The 18,913-nt window shown below is 32.5% G+C and carries 18 protein-coding genes; 8 read left to right on the top strand and 10 right to left on the bottom strand.

Annotated features, from left to right (window positions below; translation table 11 throughout):
- Positions 1-11 precede the first annotated feature (11 nt).
- The 10 genes from PI85_RS03365 to PI85_RS03320 all read right to left on the bottom strand — a co-directional run bounded on the left by PI85_RS03365 (position 12) and on the right by PI85_RS03320 (position 12,694).
- Complete coding sequence (locus tag PI85_RS03365) at positions 12-650, bottom strand: hypothetical protein (protein WP_036124511.1); 639 nt, start codon at positions 648-650, stop codon at positions 12-14.
- 11 nt (positions 651-661) lie between these two features.
- Entirely contained in the window at positions 662-1,318 is a 657-nt protein-coding gene (locus tag PI85_RS03360; protein ID WP_036124513.1) for a hypothetical protein, read from the bottom strand.
- Positions 1,319-1,915 (bottom strand): distal tail protein Dit, encoded by a 597-nt coding sequence (locus PI85_RS03355; protein ID WP_036124515.1) that lies wholly within the window; start codon positions 1,913-1,915, stop codon positions 1,319-1,321.
- Entirely contained in the window at positions 1,915-8,313 is a 6,399-nt protein-coding gene (locus tag PI85_RS03350; RefSeq protein ID WP_036124517.1) for a peptidoglycan DD-metalloendopeptidase family protein, read from the bottom strand. The genes PI85_RS03355 and PI85_RS03350 overlap by 1 nt, the downstream gene beginning before the upstream one ends.
- Before the next feature lie 170 nt (positions 8,314-8,483).
- Positions 8,484-8,975: a hypothetical protein gene (locus PI85_RS03345; protein WP_036124519.1), complete on the bottom strand. Its 492-nt coding sequence runs from the start codon at positions 8,973-8,975 to the stop codon at positions 8,484-8,486.
- Between the two features lie 68 nt (positions 8,976-9,043).
- On the bottom strand, positions 9,044-10,042 hold the full coding sequence (locus PI85_RS03340) for a hypothetical protein (protein WP_036124521.1): 999 nt from the start codon (positions 10,040-10,042) through the stop codon (positions 9,044-9,046).
- 34 nt (positions 10,043-10,076) lie between these two features.
- On the bottom strand, positions 10,077-10,832 hold the full coding sequence (locus PI85_RS03335; protein WP_036124523.1) for a hypothetical protein: 756 nt from the start codon (positions 10,830-10,832) through the stop codon (positions 10,077-10,079).
- A complete protein-coding gene (locus tag PI85_RS03330) occupies positions 10,829-11,371 on the bottom strand; it encodes a hypothetical protein (RefSeq protein ID WP_036124525.1) in 543 nt (180 codons plus the stop codon). Before PI85_RS03330 ends, PI85_RS03335 begins: the two co-directional genes overlap by 4 nt.
- Positions 11,372-11,634: 263 nt before the next feature.
- Positions 11,635-12,114: a hypothetical protein gene (locus tag PI85_RS03325; protein WP_036124527.1), complete on the bottom strand. Its 480-nt coding sequence runs from the start codon at positions 12,112-12,114 to the stop codon at positions 11,635-11,637.
- A gap of 76 nt (positions 12,115-12,190) precedes the next feature.
- A complete protein-coding gene (locus tag PI85_RS03320) occupies positions 12,191-12,694 on the bottom strand; it encodes a sigma-70 family RNA polymerase sigma factor (RefSeq protein ID WP_036124529.1) in 504 nt (167 codons plus the stop codon).
- Positions 12,695-12,921: 227 nt separating this feature from the next.
- Here PI85_RS03320 and PI85_RS03315 point away from each other — a divergent pair, with 227 nt between their 5' ends.
- From PI85_RS03315 to PI85_RS03285, 8 genes are all read left to right on the top strand, one after another.
- Positions 12,922-14,238, top strand: a complete 1,317-nt coding sequence (locus PI85_RS03315) for a hypothetical protein (RefSeq protein ID WP_036124531.1) — start codon at positions 12,922-12,924, stop codon at positions 14,236-14,238.
- Positions 14,239-14,248: 10 nt separating this feature from the next.
- On the top strand, positions 14,249-15,235 hold the full coding sequence (locus tag PI85_RS03310; RefSeq protein WP_036124533.1) for a site-specific integrase: 987 nt from the start codon (positions 14,249-14,251) through the stop codon (positions 15,233-15,235).
- Between the two features lie 149 nt (positions 15,236-15,384).
- The gene (locus tag PI85_RS03305; RefSeq protein WP_036124535.1) at positions 15,385-15,849 is read left to right on the top strand and encodes a hypothetical protein; all 465 of its coding nucleotides are present in this window, start codon (positions 15,385-15,387) and stop codon (positions 15,847-15,849) included.
- Between the two features lie 61 nt (positions 15,850-15,910).
- Complete coding sequence (locus PI85_RS24360) at positions 15,911-16,084, top strand: hypothetical protein (RefSeq protein WP_155269843.1); 174 nt, start codon at positions 15,911-15,913, stop codon at positions 16,082-16,084.
- Between the two features lie 34 nt (positions 16,085-16,118).
- Positions 16,119-16,364 carry a hypothetical protein gene (locus tag PI85_RS03300; protein ID WP_036124537.1) on the top strand — a complete coding sequence of 82 codons (246 nt, stop codon included), beginning with the start codon at positions 16,119-16,121 and terminating at the stop codon, positions 16,362-16,364.
- A gap of 51 nt (positions 16,365-16,415) precedes the next feature.
- The gene (locus tag PI85_RS24500; RefSeq protein WP_036124538.1) at positions 16,416-16,595 is read left to right on the top strand and encodes a hypothetical protein; all 180 of its coding nucleotides are present in this window, start codon (positions 16,416-16,418) and stop codon (positions 16,593-16,595) included.
- A 207-nt stretch (positions 16,596-16,802) separates the two neighbouring features.
- Positions 16,803-17,333 (top strand): hypothetical protein, encoded by a 531-nt coding sequence (locus PI85_RS03290; protein WP_008174302.1) that lies wholly within the window; start codon positions 16,803-16,805, stop codon positions 17,331-17,333.
- Between the two features lie 15 nt (positions 17,334-17,348).
- Positions 17,349-18,902 (top strand): flotillin family protein, encoded by a 1,554-nt coding sequence (locus PI85_RS03285; protein WP_036124540.1) that lies wholly within the window; start codon positions 17,349-17,351, stop codon positions 18,900-18,902.
- Positions 18,903-18,913 lie beyond the last annotated feature (11 nt).

Below are 18,913 nucleotides of genomic sequence, written 5' to 3'. Positions count from 1 at the left end.
TGATTTTCACCTCACTCCTGTAAAAAGACATACTGATGTCTAACATCCATATCGAAATCCCCTTTTCCTTTTAGGAGATTAGACCCGATTACTAATGCTAGGAATTCATCATTATGATCATCATACCGATAAACACCTAAATGCTGCCTGTCAGAAACAATATCTTCTTTTTGACAATCAATAAATATTTCTTCATTATCGATAAGATTGTCTACAACTAATGTTTGATTTGTCATGATATTGGTTAGTTCTATACTGCCTTTTCCATTCTTTTTCTTAATCCATAGTTTTGGCTTAACAATAAAATCGCCCAGATTTTCTAAGGATTCGCAAGGATCGAAGGTGATAGAGAAAGATTGTATATAAGGTTTTTCGTTATCCTTTTTTGCATGAAGAACAATCTTATATCTAAAAATCAAACCATCTAAATTAAAGCCATCTAACAAATTGTTATCACTGAAATTTATTGATTTCCAATTAGTCCAATTCTTGTAGTCGTAAGAGAGGGAATAGAGAAACTCTATTTGTTGATGATGTATATTTATCATATTAGCGAGGATGGTTGTTAAATATTTTGAAGAAGCATTCGTAATTTCATAATATTTAGATACATAAGAGCCTGTTGAATTTATTAAGGAACCCCATTTCATTCTAAATACTCCTATTCTATTTTTCCAAAAGGTCTAAACTCACAATTTGTGCCAACCTTTTTCCAAATGATATTTTTTGCTTTTCTCCAGACAACTGAATTATCAATAAATGCTGTATCGTTTTGAACAGAAGACCATTCAGGCTCAGTTGGGGAGGAGTAGCCTGCTGTCTCACAAAGATAATAATATGTCTTACTTCCATTAGTAGGGAATACCAAGTCACCTACCTCATAATTGAATTCTTTGCGCCAAATTTTTCCTGATACCTCGGGGAATTCTTGTTGTGAGGAAGTAATAAAAGTTGGAGGGGTAGTGGAACTTTTCCCATCGACCACGCATTCATAAAGGCCACCATTATCTACAGGCGGCTTTACTAAATTGCCAATACTGTAATTTTTATTTGGTAACCATTTTTTTGCTTGAATACCTTCTCTTGTGACTACCCAGCCGATATATGAACCTGAGGCAGGGACCTTATTCCACATAATATGACCAATTGGATAATATTTATTATCACCTAGATCTTCAATAGATTGAGTAGAATCTTTTAAGTAATTTTCTAATTTACTAAAATTATTGCCATATTCAACAATGGTATTTTTTATATCATCATCTTCAAAAGAGGATTCAGTAGTAATGTTTAATTTAAGTCCATTTGTTGTTTCCATTTAAAATTCACTCCATTTTTTTATATTGGCATATTGTGCTCCCCAAGAATTATCAACTTTATCAATCGTTAAACCATTAGAGGTAACCTTCGAATTAAAAAAACTCCCTTGTTCAAAGCTTTTCATGTCGTCGATAATTTGATAACCAGTATTAGTATTTCTAAATGCCATATTATTAAAAATAAGTTCATGAGAGTAAGTATAGGGAGAATCACATCTAATAGTTAGTTCTACATAACCTTGCTTTAAACCATTATGTAATAATGCAGAATTTCCTTCTACCAGGGCGTATAATACTCTATTTGGATTATTGTCAAAAATTAAGGGTTTGTAATATGGCTGAAATAACCAACGAGCAATTTTTCTTAGATCGTGGTCATCAAGCCAATCTTCAAGATAAAAGGACAAGTTAAAGGAGAGGGGTTCATGTTCAACCTTTTGAAAATACGGTTTTTCATTATTAGCAATTTTTTTCTCAATAATTCTCCTTCTAGGAAGAAAGTTTTCTTCAAATAAACCTCCTCTTGTTGAAGCAATTTGAATCCCCATATCTTTTGATGAAATGTTGTCATACATAAAATGAATAGATTCCAACATTACTTTCTCATTCCTTTCCTACGCAATAAATCATCATCAATCATTTTACTAAATCGATTTAAGTCGTTTTTGTCACCGTTCATTTTATCGATGTGGAAGTTTATCTTAATGTCACCATACGTATCGCCAGTACTAACAGAGGATGATTTTTGGAATGGGGTAAACTTTAGTGAGAAAGGGGATAGATTCTTCATGATACTATCCATTATATTGATTGAATTAAACAAACTTTGTGTATCAGCTTTATTCAACATAATTTCTTGAGGGTGAGCAATAATAGCTTTGCCTCCTTTACCATCAATCCCAATTCCAGTCCAGTTCATGAAACCTCCACTGTCAAGTGAGGCAATTTTTTTCTTCATTAATTCACGGGTTGTAAGATTTACAATCATATCTAATTTGGAATTAAAGAAAGTTTTTAATTGTTGTATTTGTTCAGAAGAGTAATTATTTTTTACAGAATCAAATGTTACGTTTTCGGAGATTTGGGAATCTTCATTTCTGCCTTCTGAAGCGAGATTATCAGCTTTGTTTTTTAGAGCCATTTTAGTATTTGCATTTAAAGATGGTTCAGGTACAAGTTTCTCGTAAATAAATTTGCCTAACATTACTTTCATATCCGCAACAGATAGTTTACTTCTATTTTCTTGTGTATTTCCTGAATTCTCATTGAAAAACTGCTCAAAAAAGCTATTATATTTCCCGCCAAGCAAGTTTTTATTACTATTAAAATACTCAGATAATGAATCCATTTCTGCTTGTGTAAGAACCCTTGTGGCTTCATTAAAATTAGCACCATTTTCAGTAAATCGAGAATCTGCCTTATCGCGACCCTTTGCTGCTAAATTTTTTGCCATTTCACTAACGGCACTCTGATCCTGGCCTGAAACATTCGGTAAAACTCTGTCATATAAGAATTTACCTAATAGAACTTGTAAGTCCGCGTTAGATAAGTTGCCTTTAGATGTTTGTGGATTGGAAAGATTCGATTCAAATGAACCATTATCTTTGGATTCTTGACTGTCATTAAATTTTTTTATTAAATCTAGAGCCTCTTCTAATTCGAAGATAACATTGTTGCGAATAGACATACCTACATCTTTCATAGTATTGTCTAATACACCGCTAATTTCGGGTAGTGAGGCTTTTAATTTATCACGGTATTGAGTGAAGTTTGCCTCCACATTAGTTAAATGACCAGCGATGATATCTTCTCTCATTTTAGCGAATTTGCTTTCATCATTTAGTAAATTGCTATAGTACGACTCCCAATATTCTTTTTCAAGATTAATTTTATTGACTAAATTTTCATGCTCTGACTCTTGTAGCTCTATTTTTTCATTTATCTCTTCCTCTTTGGATTCTAATGCATCATTTAAAGACTCTTTACGTAAATCAATTTCTCGGTTATGGCGTTTTTCCGCAATTGTTTTATCAATTTCATCTAACTGTTCTTGTAGACTTTTCCTCTTTGCTTTCGCTTCATAAGAATTATCTAAAGCTAAAATATTTAGCTTGCTCTGTACGTCATTCCGTTCACTTTCTAAATCTAAAATCTCCATATCATAGCTTCTTTGAGATTCTTCTCGGTCAATGAGCCTTAGCTTATCTTCAACGCTTTTTCTAAATAAGTCCATTTCTTCTTGCAGATTTTTCATGATTGTTTCATGTTTTTTATTTTCGCGTTCAATTTCTTCATCAAGTTGCTTGATTTGCTCATCTCGAAGTTCTTGATGATAATCTTTATACGCACTAATAACTTTATCTGCAATTTTATCAAGTTGGGCTTTTTTTGCATCGTCCTTTTGCTTTGTATAGTCTTTAATAGCTAACGTGGCATTTAAATAGCCATTATACTCTTCATTTATTAATTTTGTGATTTCTTTGATACGTTCAGCAGTGATATCACGCTGTTTTAATTCCTCTAGCAAATTATCTCTAGTTTCTAAATGCTGTTGAGCAATTCTTTCTTGGGCATTAATAATGATGTTTGTATATTTCTCATAATCTGCCGAACCTTCATCAAACATTTTACGAATCAATTCAGCTCGATTTATTTCGGATTCTATATTATTTATTTTCTCATCCGATTGTGTTTTGATATTGATTAAAATATCATAGTCACTATCTTGAATATCAACCTGTAACTCTTTCATACCGATCGTTAACTCTTCAATGCGTTTTTTCGCAGATTGTAAACCATCGCCATACGCTTTATTTCCATTCACTAGGCTTTTTAATTGAGTTAGTTCATAAAGATTGGCATTCTGCTTTTCCTTCATCGCATTATTAATATTTACAAGTGATTTTACATACCTAGCAGAGGAAGTATCTAATTCTCCAAGTTTTGCTTTTTCATAGGCGATAACATTATCCTGAATTTGACGTTGTTCTTCATACTTTGACATGTAGGATTCAACTTTTTTTGAGCCTACATCCCAAATGGCAAAATCTATCTCACTATTGACATTGTTCAGTTCATGAAGACGTTGCGTATACTCATCAATGACCTTTTTTGAAGCAGTACCACTCTTAATAACGCCTTCCAGATAAGCAATTTCATTTTGGTTGATTTTCTTTTTATCATTTAAAGCAGCTGTTTGTCTGTCTAGTTCTTTACGATAGGATTCTGATGTGACAGTGAGTTTTCTTAATCTGTTATCACTAGTTTCCAATAAGTTATCAATCGTTGTCTTTTTGTTTTCAAAAGAGGAAAGATAGCTATCAATTATGTCGCGCTCAAGGTCTTCTACTAAATCTTTTTGATTTAAAATCTGTTGCTGTAAACTTACTAATTCAGATTTTGTTTGATCAATAGCTTGTTGTGTCGTGTCAACTGCAAAGGATGTAGAAGTTGTGGCTCCATTTTTTGCAGCAGTATAGTAACTTGTTGGGTCTAAGCGTTGTCCGCTACCATTCTTTACTTCGTAATGTAGGTGAGGGCCTGTCACTCTAGTACCAGAAGCACCAATATTACCTATTTGTGTGCCCACATCAACATAATCACCAATTTTAGCAATAGCTTTATCTAGATGGGCATAAAGATGTTTGAAATTATTTGCATCTTGTACGACAACAATATTTCCATAAGAGTCGTCATAGCCATTTTTAACAGCATCACCACTAGCTATTATTTTGCCTGCAACATTCGCATCTAAGCGAGTCCCTTTAGACCCAGAAATATCCATGCCGAGATGGAAATCAGGTTCTCCTGAAATCGGGTCTTTACGGCCTCCATATGCACTAGTGATTTTGCCAGACCAACCGTTTAGATTAGTAGTTGTAGAAGAAGTGAGGGACTTGCTTGTTATATTACCTGTTTGCTGAATTTTCCCTGAGGCAATCTGATTTTTTAAAGAAGCCTCTTGCTGTTGCATCACTCGAAGTTTTTCTTTTTCAAATTGAATTTGAGTTTCTAAAGCTTTTCGATACTCACTAGAATGCTCAGGTAGCTTAGACAGCAACCTTTGTTGTTTTTCAATTCCGAGATTTAACTCTTCAAGTTTTTGTTTGTATTTATCGGTTATGTATATTGATTGCGTTGTTGACTTGTTGGCATTTTTTTCAGCGTTAGTTAATTTAGTAACAGAGTTACCAACTTTACTTAATTGTTCACCATAATTTATTTTTAAATTGGTTAAATCAATTAATTCAGCGTTTTTCAATTTTATTTTAGGTTCGTATGTTGCAGCGGCTCTATGGTAAGCCATTTCATTTTGTAGCTTTGCTAGATCAGAAGAAGAAGTAGGCTTTTCATCTATTTTTTTTGCATGTTCCGCTAATTTTGATTCTAGTTGTTGAACTTCGATGTTTCTGATGCTAATTCGTTTATTCGTTTCAATTGCAAGTTCCAGAGTAGCCTTTTGTTCTTCAGATAATTTATTTTCACGATTTAACTTATGGGCTTTTAATAAAGCATCATTTGCTTTATTTTCAGCAATCATCAAATTGATTTTTTCTGCTGAAATACCCATTAATATAGATTCATCATTTACTATATTAGGATAGACAGATGATAAGTCTCTTAATATTTCATTCCTAGTTTTATAAAGGTCTACTATTCTTTGTTCTGCGGCTGTTAATTTTTCTTTATTTAATAAATCAACTAAGGTTTGTTGTGAATAATCTTCTAATTGTTTTGAGATTTCTTGATAAGTAAATAAAGAATCATCTAATACACTAATATATGAAGATGAAATCCCGAGGGCCTCTTCAGATGAATCCTTATAATTTCTCATCTTAGATGCCAGATTATCCAGCTCATTACCTGAAGAAGAAGTTTTTGAAGTGAAATTTACTAGAGAAAGCCCAGTAACATTCATTACATTGTTGTATTTCTTGAATTCATTTATTATATTATTTAATTTATTTTTGGCACCAGTTTGAATAGACTCAAGTTGTGATTCGTCCATATCTGGATTAGCAGTTTTAAATATGTCTTTTAGGTTGTCTACATATTTAGACACTTCTTTCTCTTTTTCTTTAAACTTTTCTGGAGTTGCATAATATAGTTTGTTGAATTGGGAATTCATTTCTTCTATTAAATTAGAGGTATTATTCCCACTCAGTAGTGTTGATAGGGCTAATTGTAGGTTCTTTATTCCATCCGCATTAGAATCAAATATTAGTTCAGAGCTAATTGTCTGTGCGAACTCTTTAGTACTGCCTTTTAAATCTTCATTTTTATTTATAATACTTTCTAACTCTGTTATATAGGCATTTTTTAATTTGGAAGTACTATCTGCTAAATTAAGATTAGTATTGTTTATTAGATTACTAGTGTAATTTACTTCATGTTCTAACCTTTCGTATTCATTTGCTAATTCGTTATTTCCTAAAGCCAAAGCCTCATTACGCCTCTGATTTAAAATTTCTTTTAATTCTGTTAGCTTTTCAAAGGAATTATAAATTAAATCGCCTTTTTCATCCAAAAGAGGTAATGAAAATTGGCTGAAAGAACTATTATAAATAGTACTAAATTTTTTTAATTGTTCTTGTATTTGTGAATTATAATCGGTAATATTTCCTTCATATTTATCAATTATTTTAGAGTTATTTTCATTTTCTTTCAGAGATGACTTTTCTTTTTCTATTGCTAGTTGCTCTTTCAATAGTTCGGTTTTAATTTTGACTGATTCAACAGAGCCCACTATTTTCCTGTTATATTCATCTTCATCTGAAATTAAAGATGGTAAAAGGGTAGTTAATTTGTTTTGTATATCGTAGTATTCAGAAAGTGTGTTCGTATCAGCATTTCCGTTGTTGACTATTTCATGTAATCTTTCATATTTTGGAAGTAATTTATCGATTGTGTCTGCATTTTGTTCATAGGATGCGAGTAACTGTTTATTGGCCATCGCTACATCATTTGCAAATTTTTCTGCCTCGGCTTTGGTTTTAGCTTGCTTTTCAAATAAAAAATTTAATCCTGCTTCCGCTGATAATAATAAAGCACCAACACCAGTTGTTGCCAACAATCCTTTTGAAAGAGCTGTAATACCGCTTAAAGCCGATGCACCAGTACTTCCTCCTTCAGAGGTTGTATTCTGGTTTTCTACAATAGCTGGGGGTGGTTTAATTTTACTTACAGTATTGTTGTATAATTCTGTTAATTCAATTGCCCTTTTAGTTCCATCAATTAAGGTGGTACCCATTTTGTTTGAACTTTGAGCGGCTGTATTAGCATTGTTTCCAAAATCAACTATACTCTGACTCATCTTGTCAATTTGGTTTGAAATATCAGAAATGCCCGCTATGTTTAAGCCTTCACCAAGCTGGATGTTGGTCAGTTGGGTATTTAAATCGGTGATTTGTGATGCTAATTGTTCAAAATCAGTAGTATTCGTATAGGCTTTTTGGAGTTCGTAGATATTATATAAATTAGATTCTAAAGCCTGTAAATTTTGCTGGGCTTCTTGGATTCCATAAAGTTTAAATTGACTTGTAGAGATTGTTTCCATTTCTACTTTCAATTGTGACGCTAAATTTTGCAGAGATTGAAGATCGCCAGTCGGAATTTTTGCCAGCTGTTTAGAAATTTCTTTCACATTTATATGTACATCATCAAACATTTCATTAAGGGTATCTATAGATTTTAAAGAATCAGTAATTCCCTGCTTGAAATTTTCGAAAATAGAAAGGGGAGCGGATGATTCAGTTCCCACATTTTGCAGCTTTAAATGAAATGCTTCTAATTGCTGTTCTAAAGCTTTAATTTGCTTTCCATACTCATTAAATATTTGAGTATTTGATCCTGTCACGTCTAAATTGATCGATAGATTGGGGATGTTCTTTAATTTTTTTAAGTATGTAGAAATATTTTGTTTCGAGATCCTGTCGTTAATTTTTAGAGCCACTAGAAACTCTGTTGGTTTTTTTTGTTCACCATCAGTACTCAATCAATATTCCCTCCTCATTAAATCAAATGAAAAATCAGCTACTATGTTATTTAAGATGGTAGCTGATTTTAATTTGCATATTTTTTTAGATGACAATAATTGCTCTAAAATATTCAAATACCCACCCAATTAGGTAGGGGAGTAGTTCAAAATTCTAATTATCTTTATCATTAAGAATTGAAATCAACGGTTTGTTCTTTTCGACTGAGCTCTTCTTCTAGTGCTAAATATTTAAAACTTAAATTTAGACGCTTTTTAATTTCATCTAAAACATTAGAAATTTCTTGCATTGGGAACATGTTCAGTAGGAACATTTCATACCAGCCGATGTCAACTAGTTCATTCATAGTAGCAAAATGAAGTTCAACAGACTTATCTTTTAATTCAGTCTGTAAGTCAGTGAAATGTTTAATAATTAAAAAAAGAATATAATTATTTAATTCATCATCATTGTTGAAAAAATCTAGCTTATGCTGCTCTACATAGGTCAACGTATCGGATAAATCTTTGATTAAAATAGTTATTTTACGCTTACTAAATTTAGGGTAGTAATAAATAAATTTTCCTTGATCTTTATCAATGAAAAATTTTTGCTTTTTATTTAATTCTTCCGCATTCCTATGGATATCTGTCAATGTTATTTTCGTCCCACGTTTTGTCATAGTACACTCCTTTACTGAGTAAAAAGTGAAAAGGGTAGAATAATTCTACCCTTTTTAAATTAATTCACTTATATGATATCTACAATAATTTTTTCGCTGTAAGTACCATCTGTTACTTCAATAATTGTTTGATCATTGACTTTTGAAGAAGATCCTAAAGTAACGACTCCATCTGCATTTACAGTTGCGACAGACGAAGATTTAGATGTCCAAGTTAAATCTTTGTTTTGTAGCAATACATTGCTATAGCCTGCCCCACGAATACCTAACACTGAAATTAGTTGTTTGTCTCCAGCGACTGTAGAATCTAGAACTACATGAGATGGGTTGGCAGCAAGTGCAGTAAACTGTACTTTATCCTCAGATAAATTACGCAATTTAATATAAGCATAATTTCCTTTTTTATCGGCAAGTGAGCTACCAGCTAGTGAAGAAGAAGCAACACCTTCATGTGTCATTGAAATTTCTACAGCACCATTCGGTTTGAAGTTTGGTACTTCAATAATAACTTCCCCAGTTTTACCATTATTAGATCGAATATCTACGTTTAATTCCATACGAACTGCTTTAGGGAATGAGTCAGCTGAAATTTCAATTGTATCCATCATTTCCTGAACAGCGTAGATAACCTGGATTTCTTTTCCAGATAATGCAGGGACACTAATTTCCTTACCAGTTGGCGTATATTGTGTGAATGTACCGTTTAGCTGCTCCACATGTACCTTACCTAGAGGAGTTTCAGCTAATGTACCTTTACCAGTAGCATCAAGTAAAATAATTTCATCTGTATAATATTCAGCTAATCGATGATTGATTTCAGTACCATTTTGTAAAGCAATATAGGCAGTATCAAAAGCAGCGTCTTCAATTGAGAACGTTAATTCTTTCTGATAGTTTAATTCGTACACCTTTTTTGAGCCTTTACCAGCATGAATTGCCTGTGTTTGAATAGCTTGAGTCATAGATGAGTTAAGTAATGTTTTACCATTTAAAATTAATTCATCCGTTAAACGATCAAATAAACGAACATTTGCTACTGAAGTTAAAAATTGATTTTGTTGTGACATATAAATTACCATCCTTTTAGTTTTAATTTTTTATTTAACTAGGTTCAAGTCCTAGTTTTTTCATTTGTTGATCAAATGCCGATTTTGTAATAATGACATCTTCGTTTTTCTTCGGTTCTTCAATAAAGCCTAACCAATGGGGGAGATCTTGGTCATTTTTAAATTCAATCATCCCAGAGTAGCGTGCGTTAAGAATAGCATCGCTACTTACCATATAGTCCATGCGTGATAATCCTTTATGGAATTGGTATAAAGTTAACTGTTCAATTTCATGATAGGGTAAACCAGATTTACAATGGTAGGCAATGATTTGTTGCTCTAAATCTGCTTGTCTTGTTTTTCTTTTCGCCATAAATGCACGTGCTTCTTGTATGGCTTTTTTTGTACCAGGATCAATATAATCATCATCTAAGTCAATAAGATTTTGTTCACTAATAATGGTCTTGATTTTATCGAAATCTCGCTCATACAGAGTAATACCATCGATTTCCATAAAGACCATGCCTTTTTCATTCATCGCAATATGAATATCCTTGGTATTAAAAACTAATCGATATAATGATATTAATTTCTCTATAATTTCATGCCCACCATCGTTTTGTGACACAGAAATTAAAAAGAGCAAGTAGGACATTCTAATTATTTCTGGTTGTTGAAAATCATTCTTAGGTAAAAGTAAACATTGTACGGCATCATAAAATTCATCTACATCCTTCATTTTTACAGGATAAACATTTAAACCTTTATAATTAAGAGGTTTCCCAAAAGCCCGTTTAGTGGTGATGTTCATGATCTATATCCTGTAGGTTGTTGTCCTGAGGGCATAATGTAACTCCAGCGATAACCAACAAAACCTTTTGGTAAATTGGTGATGGGCAGTCCACTATGGAATCTTAAATCCCCAAATTCTTCAATATCCTCTTGAAACAGCACCTCATTTAGCACTTCACCAAGCCAATCAATACGAAAATCAATATTATTGACAGAATCAGGTGTATAAATATCAAAAATATATTGCTGGGTGCTTGAGTAGGGATTATCCGTAAATTGATTGATGTTTTTTAGATAATTTTTTTGAGGCAACCGAGGTCCTGTATATAAACAAATTCTGCAAAAGTTTGTTTCGAGCGATAAATCACTAGGTTTATCACCAATAACGATTAAATTATTAAGTATTTGTTCTTTCTCGGGTAATTGAGAGACATCCAATTTTGATTTGTCTAGTGGATCATCGGATGGATCTTTAGGTATGTAGTACAGCAAACGAAGAAGTTTTTCATTATTGATTAATGAGTGATAGAATTCAGTAATGTTTTTTACAATTTTCATTCTCCTTTATCCTCAGCCTCCTAAAGAAGAGTGTCATTTTGAAGGTTTCTTCATTAAAAATTTGTTAGATCCATTTATACAACCAATAGGCATCACCTTCTTTCATTTAATGATAAGGATTCATACTAATCTAGTGAAACTGCATCTCAAAAATTTAAGTTACACTATTATGAAGATGAAACCTTCATGATAGGTCTGTAAAAGGGAGCCATACAGACCTATTAGAAAATTTCATTTTTAATATGTATTTTAAATTAATTCACTTATTGGGTAGATTCTTCGTCTAAGTCCTCAATGCCAAGTGCAAGAGCTTCAAAATATGAGGTATTTGAAAATGTATTATGTCTGTGAGAGCCTTTTTTTATTTCCTTCTGTTTATAGTGGGAGAGTACATAATTATCTTGTAATTGATGTGGTGTACTTTGATTTTTAAGTAATTTTGCTAATTCTCTCCGCCTTTTATTTCGCCTTTTCGCTTCCTTAATATACTTTAAGCTTTCTTCTTCTAATAATAGCTCATCCCTAGTAAAATATCCCTTGGTCATATAATACCCAAGCATATCCAATAAAACGATTGTATGGTGAGCTTGCGAGGTGATATGTAAATAGATCTCTAAAGATATTTCTTCACCACCATAAATAATTTTCTCATTTTCTAAAATTGATTGTATGTATAACACTCGTTCTTCTATCGGAAGCTCTAAATTTAATTCAATTATCGTATGTGGTAATTGTATTTTCATATTAATTCTCCTTCTACTTATTATGGTGACTGGTGTAGGGGATAATCCAATTTTTTCGCCCAAACATCTAATGCCTTTACTTTTTACATTTTTTACATTGGGAATGGAATAAATCTTTACTGCTATTATTCAAACTAAAAAATTCATCTGTAGCAGGAAGAAACTCACGACATTTACTACATATTTTTGTTTTTAATCTTAATTTATTTATATAAGTTACTTTTCGCCATTGTCTATCATTCTCTTGCTTAATTTTTAGACAGATTGTGTTAAATCTACTTCCAATAGTTTTGACAGGAATTCCTAAAATTTTTGCGATAGTATAATTGGAATAATCTTTAGTAATATAGGAAAGTAGTTTAATTTGTTCTTCGTTCAATGATTTTTTAATTAATTCATCCAAATCTGCAAATAGACTGATAACATCTGTGTTCATTTTTAAAGAATTTGTTGCACAAGCACCTTGATTGAAACTTGTATCATCAATCGATCCTCTAAAAGTTAATAACTCTTTTATAACTGTTATATCAGATAATACTAACTGATTATATTTCGTATCCTTACTAGTTTGAAAAGCCATGCCAAATCCATCTCCTTTTATTTTTCCATATTTATGCTTTTATATTATAATCGTATTAATAAATAAATCAATATTTTAAATTAATTAATTTATTAAAAGGGGTTTAACAGGTTCTTGGTAATGATAATATAATTGGATTAATTAATTTAAAAATATTATAATTGGAATTATTATATGTTACTATTAAAGTAAATTTATATAATTGGAAAAAAGAGGAGGAAAGAGGATTGAAGGTTGGGAAAACTAAAGAGTTATTAATAGATGAGATTAAAACTAAAATTCCTTTGTTGGTTCAAAGCAATTTAAAATTAGATGAAATTTCCGCACAACTACATAAACATCAAATAAGTATTGGTAATATTCTTGAATTAATTAATGATGAGAGTAGGCTATATGAAGCAAATTTACAAGAACTTTTATTACTGGGAGAACAGCTTCATATAAAATTTAATGATGCTGATGATGATTGGATAAAGGAATGGCTTAATGCATCAGAGATTAAAGAGTTGAGGTTGTACATAAAGGAATCACCATATGAAGAAGTAATTACATTGCCATATACTTTTGAGAATGCTGTTAAAACTGGTCGCAATGAGTATGTCGCAGTAATTCCTAATTCAATTATTGGTAAGCTTTGGATGAGTGGTATTACGATGTATAATCCAAATATTCAAAGGCAGGCAAAAAAGAAAAAGATAAAAAATGGAATTATAGAGGTTATGAACTTAAATCCAAAGTCTTTACGGGATATTGAAAAACAAGCGTTAGAAGGTGATTTAATAACCTCTACTTTGCGCTATAATGCTAAAGTTGGCTCTGGTGAAAATGGAATTGAATTTATTTATGACGATCGTGAGAAATCCCTTACCTTATTGGAGGGATCGTCATTAGATGTTTTAGATGGAGCACATCGAACATTTTCTATTTATAATGCTTATATGAAGAAAGTCAATTTAGAAGGTGCTATGATTGTTATTTTTTCAAATATGACGGAAGTTCAATGTAAACGAGTTCAGGTAGATATGGCAAAAGCAAATCCTATACCAAAACCACGTCTACAAGAATTAGCTAAAGATAAATTATCCGATGAAGTAGTCATTGAATTAAAAGCTGAGGGAGAGTTAAAGGGGAGAATTACATCGAACTCCAACGTAAAATATTCATATGGTGAAGTAGTCACTTTTTCTGAATTATCAAATGCGATCGATAATAGTTTTTCGATAGAAAATCGCTTAGAAGTTATTAATATAGCCAAAATTATTAATGAATATATGATGTACCTCTTTGCGCAACATAAGGCAAACTTAATGGATAAACATTCATTAATGTTTAAAAGTAGAATGTTTATAGGACACATTGAATTGGCTGCTAAAATGTATGAGTATAGTATTCCATTCGAAAATTTAAAAAAGAACTTAGACAAAATAGATTTCTCCATTACTAATACTTTGTGGGAAGAAGTTGGAATTCTTAAATATGGTAATATCAGCTCTCGTAATAGAATGAAAATCCAAAAAATATTTCAACAATTAATTTTAGAATGAGGTGTAAAAGGTGCTTAAAGAAAACGTATTAAATAAAGATATTAAGGAATGGTATCTAAAGTCGTTAGATATACAAGATAACAGTCTTACAACTTATTTATCACTATTTAATAAGGCAACAATACTTGAAAATCAAAAAAATAAAGATATCTTTGATATGAATAAAGTAGAGTTGGAAGAGCTGTTTTATAGTTTGAAGTCGCCTAGCCCGCAGTCTATTAGTGCATCTATCGGTTTTCTTGGAAGATATATAGATTGGGCAATCATGAACGGCTATACAAATAACCGATCGCAGAGACTACCAAGTATTATTGATATGGAGTACTGTAGTAAGTTTGTTTATAAAGCATCTATTGTCCGTTATACAAGAGAACAATTATTAACATATATGCAGTTATTTGAAGATCAAAGACATGCAGTATTTTTACTATGTTTATTTGAAGGAATAAAAGGTGAAGGCTATAGCGAGATCTTGAATTTAAAGATGGAAGATTTAAAAGATGACAACGGTGTCTTTCTAGCTAAATTGACGAATAGCAAGGGATATAATCGAATTATTGAAATATCCGAGGAATTATATTGGCGGCTAGACAGGTTAGATAAAATATCTTCAACAAGTTTACAGCCAAAGCAAGGCCAAAAGTATTTTTCAGATAGTACTTATATTTTTAAAAAGGCGAATGCAAAAGGAGAAGATATTCAGCTTAGGGCATCCTTTGGAAATAGAGCATTAGATTTAGCAAAATCAATCTTTGACAATAGCAATTTAATCGCTAGTACCATTCAAGTATCAGGGATGATGTGGTATATATGGGAATTACTTAAGAATCAAGAAGAGAAGATACTAAATAAAGAAATTTTAGAGAAAGTTGCAAGTAAATATGATACTGGATATGTAAATAAAGATAGTAACTATGTTAGTTATTCTATCCTACAGCATAAACTGGATTTTGATTTTATTAAAACTAACTATGGTTTGATCAATATAGGATTATAGAACTGGTGTATACCAGTTTTTTTATTTGGCGAAAAATACTAATAGATATAAATTTGTAAATATTCTCTAGTAAATCGCTTGAAAACGAACGTCTGTTCGTGTTAATATAAAAACAATATAATTGGTTTAATCTATAAGGAGCGATTTACATGAATGATAAGGAGACAACAGCAGTATTGGAGCTTGTTATTTATAAAGATAGTGATATTTCTTTAGAGTTAATGAATAATTTCTATGGCAGTATTTCCAATGTAATTTTAAACGACGAAGGTGGAAATGCATTGAGTTGTGAATGTATGGATAGCTCGCTTTCTAGTTTAATTCTAATGGATAAATGGAATGATGATGAGGAAGAGCTTATTAAGGCAATGGGTGATACTAAATTTATTTATAAAAAATCCCAGGCTATAGATATCCATTATGATAGTTTAGTTCAGTTGGATGATCATAAAGATAATATTTTTTCTGTTGTTGAGTTCCAAAATATTGTTTATTTATATAATGGGTACCAAAGAAAATCCATTATCGATAACAATATTACATGTCTAAATAGTCTTAAAGAATATTTAAATACTAACTATCCAAAACATAAAATTTTAGAAAGAATGAATTAAGTTGGGTCATTGTTAGTTATTCATAAATAGATTAATTAATGTAAAAAAATGAGGTGTTTTAATGGAGAAGTATTTAGTTAAAGAGTTCGCATCCGAAATAGTTGAACAATCGAAAGGTAGAATAAGTACGATAGATGCAGAAGCATTGGCGATTGTTTATATAGCAAAAATGAAATCTATCCATCCACCCTATAGCTTAAGAAAAATCCTTCAAAAAGGGGTACACCACCTTTAGTACATATTTATATCTCATAAAAGGAGGCCTACATATGAATGCAATTAATAAAGATGAAACAGAAGGTACACTAGATACTAATTTTATAGAAGTTCTGTATATGCTTAATCAAGGTAGGGGGATTGAAGGTGAACAAAATTTTAGGGAATGTATGAATAAATGTATAAAGCTTCAAGTAGGTTTATTAAATTCTATTAATCTTGTTGAACGGACATATTTTGAAATACATAATAAAAATGAGCTTACTCATTTAGCATTAAATGCAGAGTCCAACACTTAATTGCTGTTACAACTAGGGAATTGTATTCATTTAATGAAGGGAATGAGTTAAATGAACATAGTAAAAAATGATAGAACAATTGCTTTAAAGGTTGATAGCTATGCAATGGCATTAGGTTATCAAGAAATGGGCGAACTAAATCTACTTATTTCAACGGAGATGGATCATTTAGAATGGGAGGCGCATATAATTATAGAAGGGTTATTAAAAAGGGTAAATGAATACATATAGGAAAGCTAGAGGAATAGAATTGGTGTTTTCAATAACTCTGAAAAACCAATCGTTACTTAACATACAATACAACTTTGATTTTTACATAATGTGTTGGAGCATAGTCCATGTATGCTCCTTTTTTAATTGAAAAATTAAGAAAATTTTTGAAACTTTTCCTGAGTGACATCCGTATAGTAGGTAATATGATGAAAAGGGGTGAGCAACTTGACGCTATTTGGCTATTCACTCGAGCAAATCTTTTTGGTGGTTTTGATTTTTGCTGGTCTTGCCACGATACTAGTTATGTTTTTTGGTGATGCAGTCGAAGGTATTGGGGAAGGACTGCCCATTTTTAATCCGAGTGTCATTCTTTCTTTCATTACGTTGATGTCTGCAGCAGGATTTATTTTAGAAAAACTAGCCTGGTTCTCTAGCGTTTGGAACATTATTGCTGCATGTATCATCGGCGCTATTTTAAGTACTTTATTTTATTTATTTATTCTCGTTCCACTACGGTCAGCGGATGTTTCATTAGCGTATACGGAAGAATCACTAGGTGGGCAATTAGGCAAAGTCATTGTACCAATTCCTGTAGATGGGTTTGGAGAAGTTGTTATCGAAACAACAAGTGGTATGATTTCGAAACGAGCAACAGGTTACGATAATGAAGCCATTGACTATGATGAAACTGTCCTTATCGTGGACGTGAAGGAAGGTACACTTTTTGTTAGAGCATATGAGAAAAAATTTGTCTAAAGGGGAGATATGTCTATGTCAATCGATATTCTAATTGTTTTAGGAATTGTAGCATTTGTATTAATTGCACTAGTAGGTTTATATGTAACAAAATATAAAACAGCAGGTCCGGATGAAGCACTGATTGTGACGGGTAGCTATCTCGGCTCTAAAAATGTACATAAAGATGAGTCGGGCAATCGCATAAAAATTATTCGAGGTGGCGGTACATTCGTATTCCCTATTTTCCAGCAAGCAAAGCCATTAAGTTTACTATCTAGCAAACTAGAAGTAACAACGCCTGAAGTGTATACGGAGCAAGGTGTTCCTGTAATGGCTGATGGTACAGCCATTATTAAAATTGGTGGTTCTATTTCAGAAGTTGCGACTGCAGCAGAGCAGTTTTTAGGAAAGCAAAAGGCAGAGCGTGAAGGGGAAGCACGTGAAGTGTTGGAAGGTCATTTACGTTCAATTTTAGGCTCCATGACGGTTGAGGAAATTTATAAAAACCGTGATAAATTCTCACAGGAGGTTCAACGTGTAGCTTCGCAGGATCTAGCTAAAATGGGTCTTATCATTGTTTCCTTTACGATCAAGGATGTACGTGATAAAAATGGCTATTTAGATTCACTCGGTAAACCGAGAATTGCACAGGTAAAACGAGATGCTGATATTGCGACAGCGGATGCGGAAAAAGAAACACGTATTAAACGTGCAGAAGCATCTAAGGAAGCGCAAAAGGCAGAGCTAGAGCGTGCGACAGAAATTGCGGAAGCGGAAAAAGAAAATCAATTAAAGGTTGCTGAATTCCGCCGTGAGCAAGATATTGCCAAAGCACGTGCTGACCAAGCCTATGAGCTCGAAACAGCTCGAGCTAAACAGGAAGTGACGGAGCAAGAAATGCAAATTCGCATTATTGAGCGTCAAAAGCAAATTGAATTAGAAGAAAAAGAGATTTTACGTCGTGAGAAGCAATATGATTCTGAGGTGAAGAAAAAGGCTGACGCTGATCGTTATGCGGTGGAACAAAATGCCGCTGCCGAAAAAATGCGAGAGCTTGCTCAAGCAGATGCAGAAAAATACCGTATTGAATCTTTAGCTAAAGCAGAAGCGGAAAAAATCAGATTAGATGGTCTTGCTAAAGCGGATGCAGAACGAGCACAAGGGGAGACAGAGGCAGATATTATTCGCCTTCGTGGTCTTGCGGAAGCTGAAGCTAAACGTAAAATTGCGGAAGCCTTTGAGTATTATGGTCAAGCAGCTGTACTGGATATGGTTGTGCGCATGATGCCAGAATATGCAAAAGAGCTAGCGAGCCCACTTGGTAATATCGATAAGATTACAGTCGTTGATACTGGTGGTGGAGAAGGTAGTGGCGCGAATAAAGTAACGTCTTATGCCACTAATTTAATGTCTACGCTACAAGAAACGTTAAAAGAAACCTCTGGTATTGATGTGAAGGAACTGATTGAAAGCTATGCTGGTAAGCATACATTGCGTCCAGAATTAGAGCAAATTGCTCTAGGGCTTGAAAAAAAACAAACAACAGTTGAAGCTGAAGAAACGAAAGAAACAGTAGAACAACCATAAGTAAAAGCGAC

The organism is Lysinibacillus sp. A1 (assembly GCF_000801965.1).
Classification (GTDB): domain Bacteria; phylum Bacillota; class Bacilli; order Bacillales_A; family Planococcaceae; genus Lysinibacillus; species Lysinibacillus fusiformis.
This window is presented reverse-complemented; position numbering and strand designations above follow the sequence as displayed.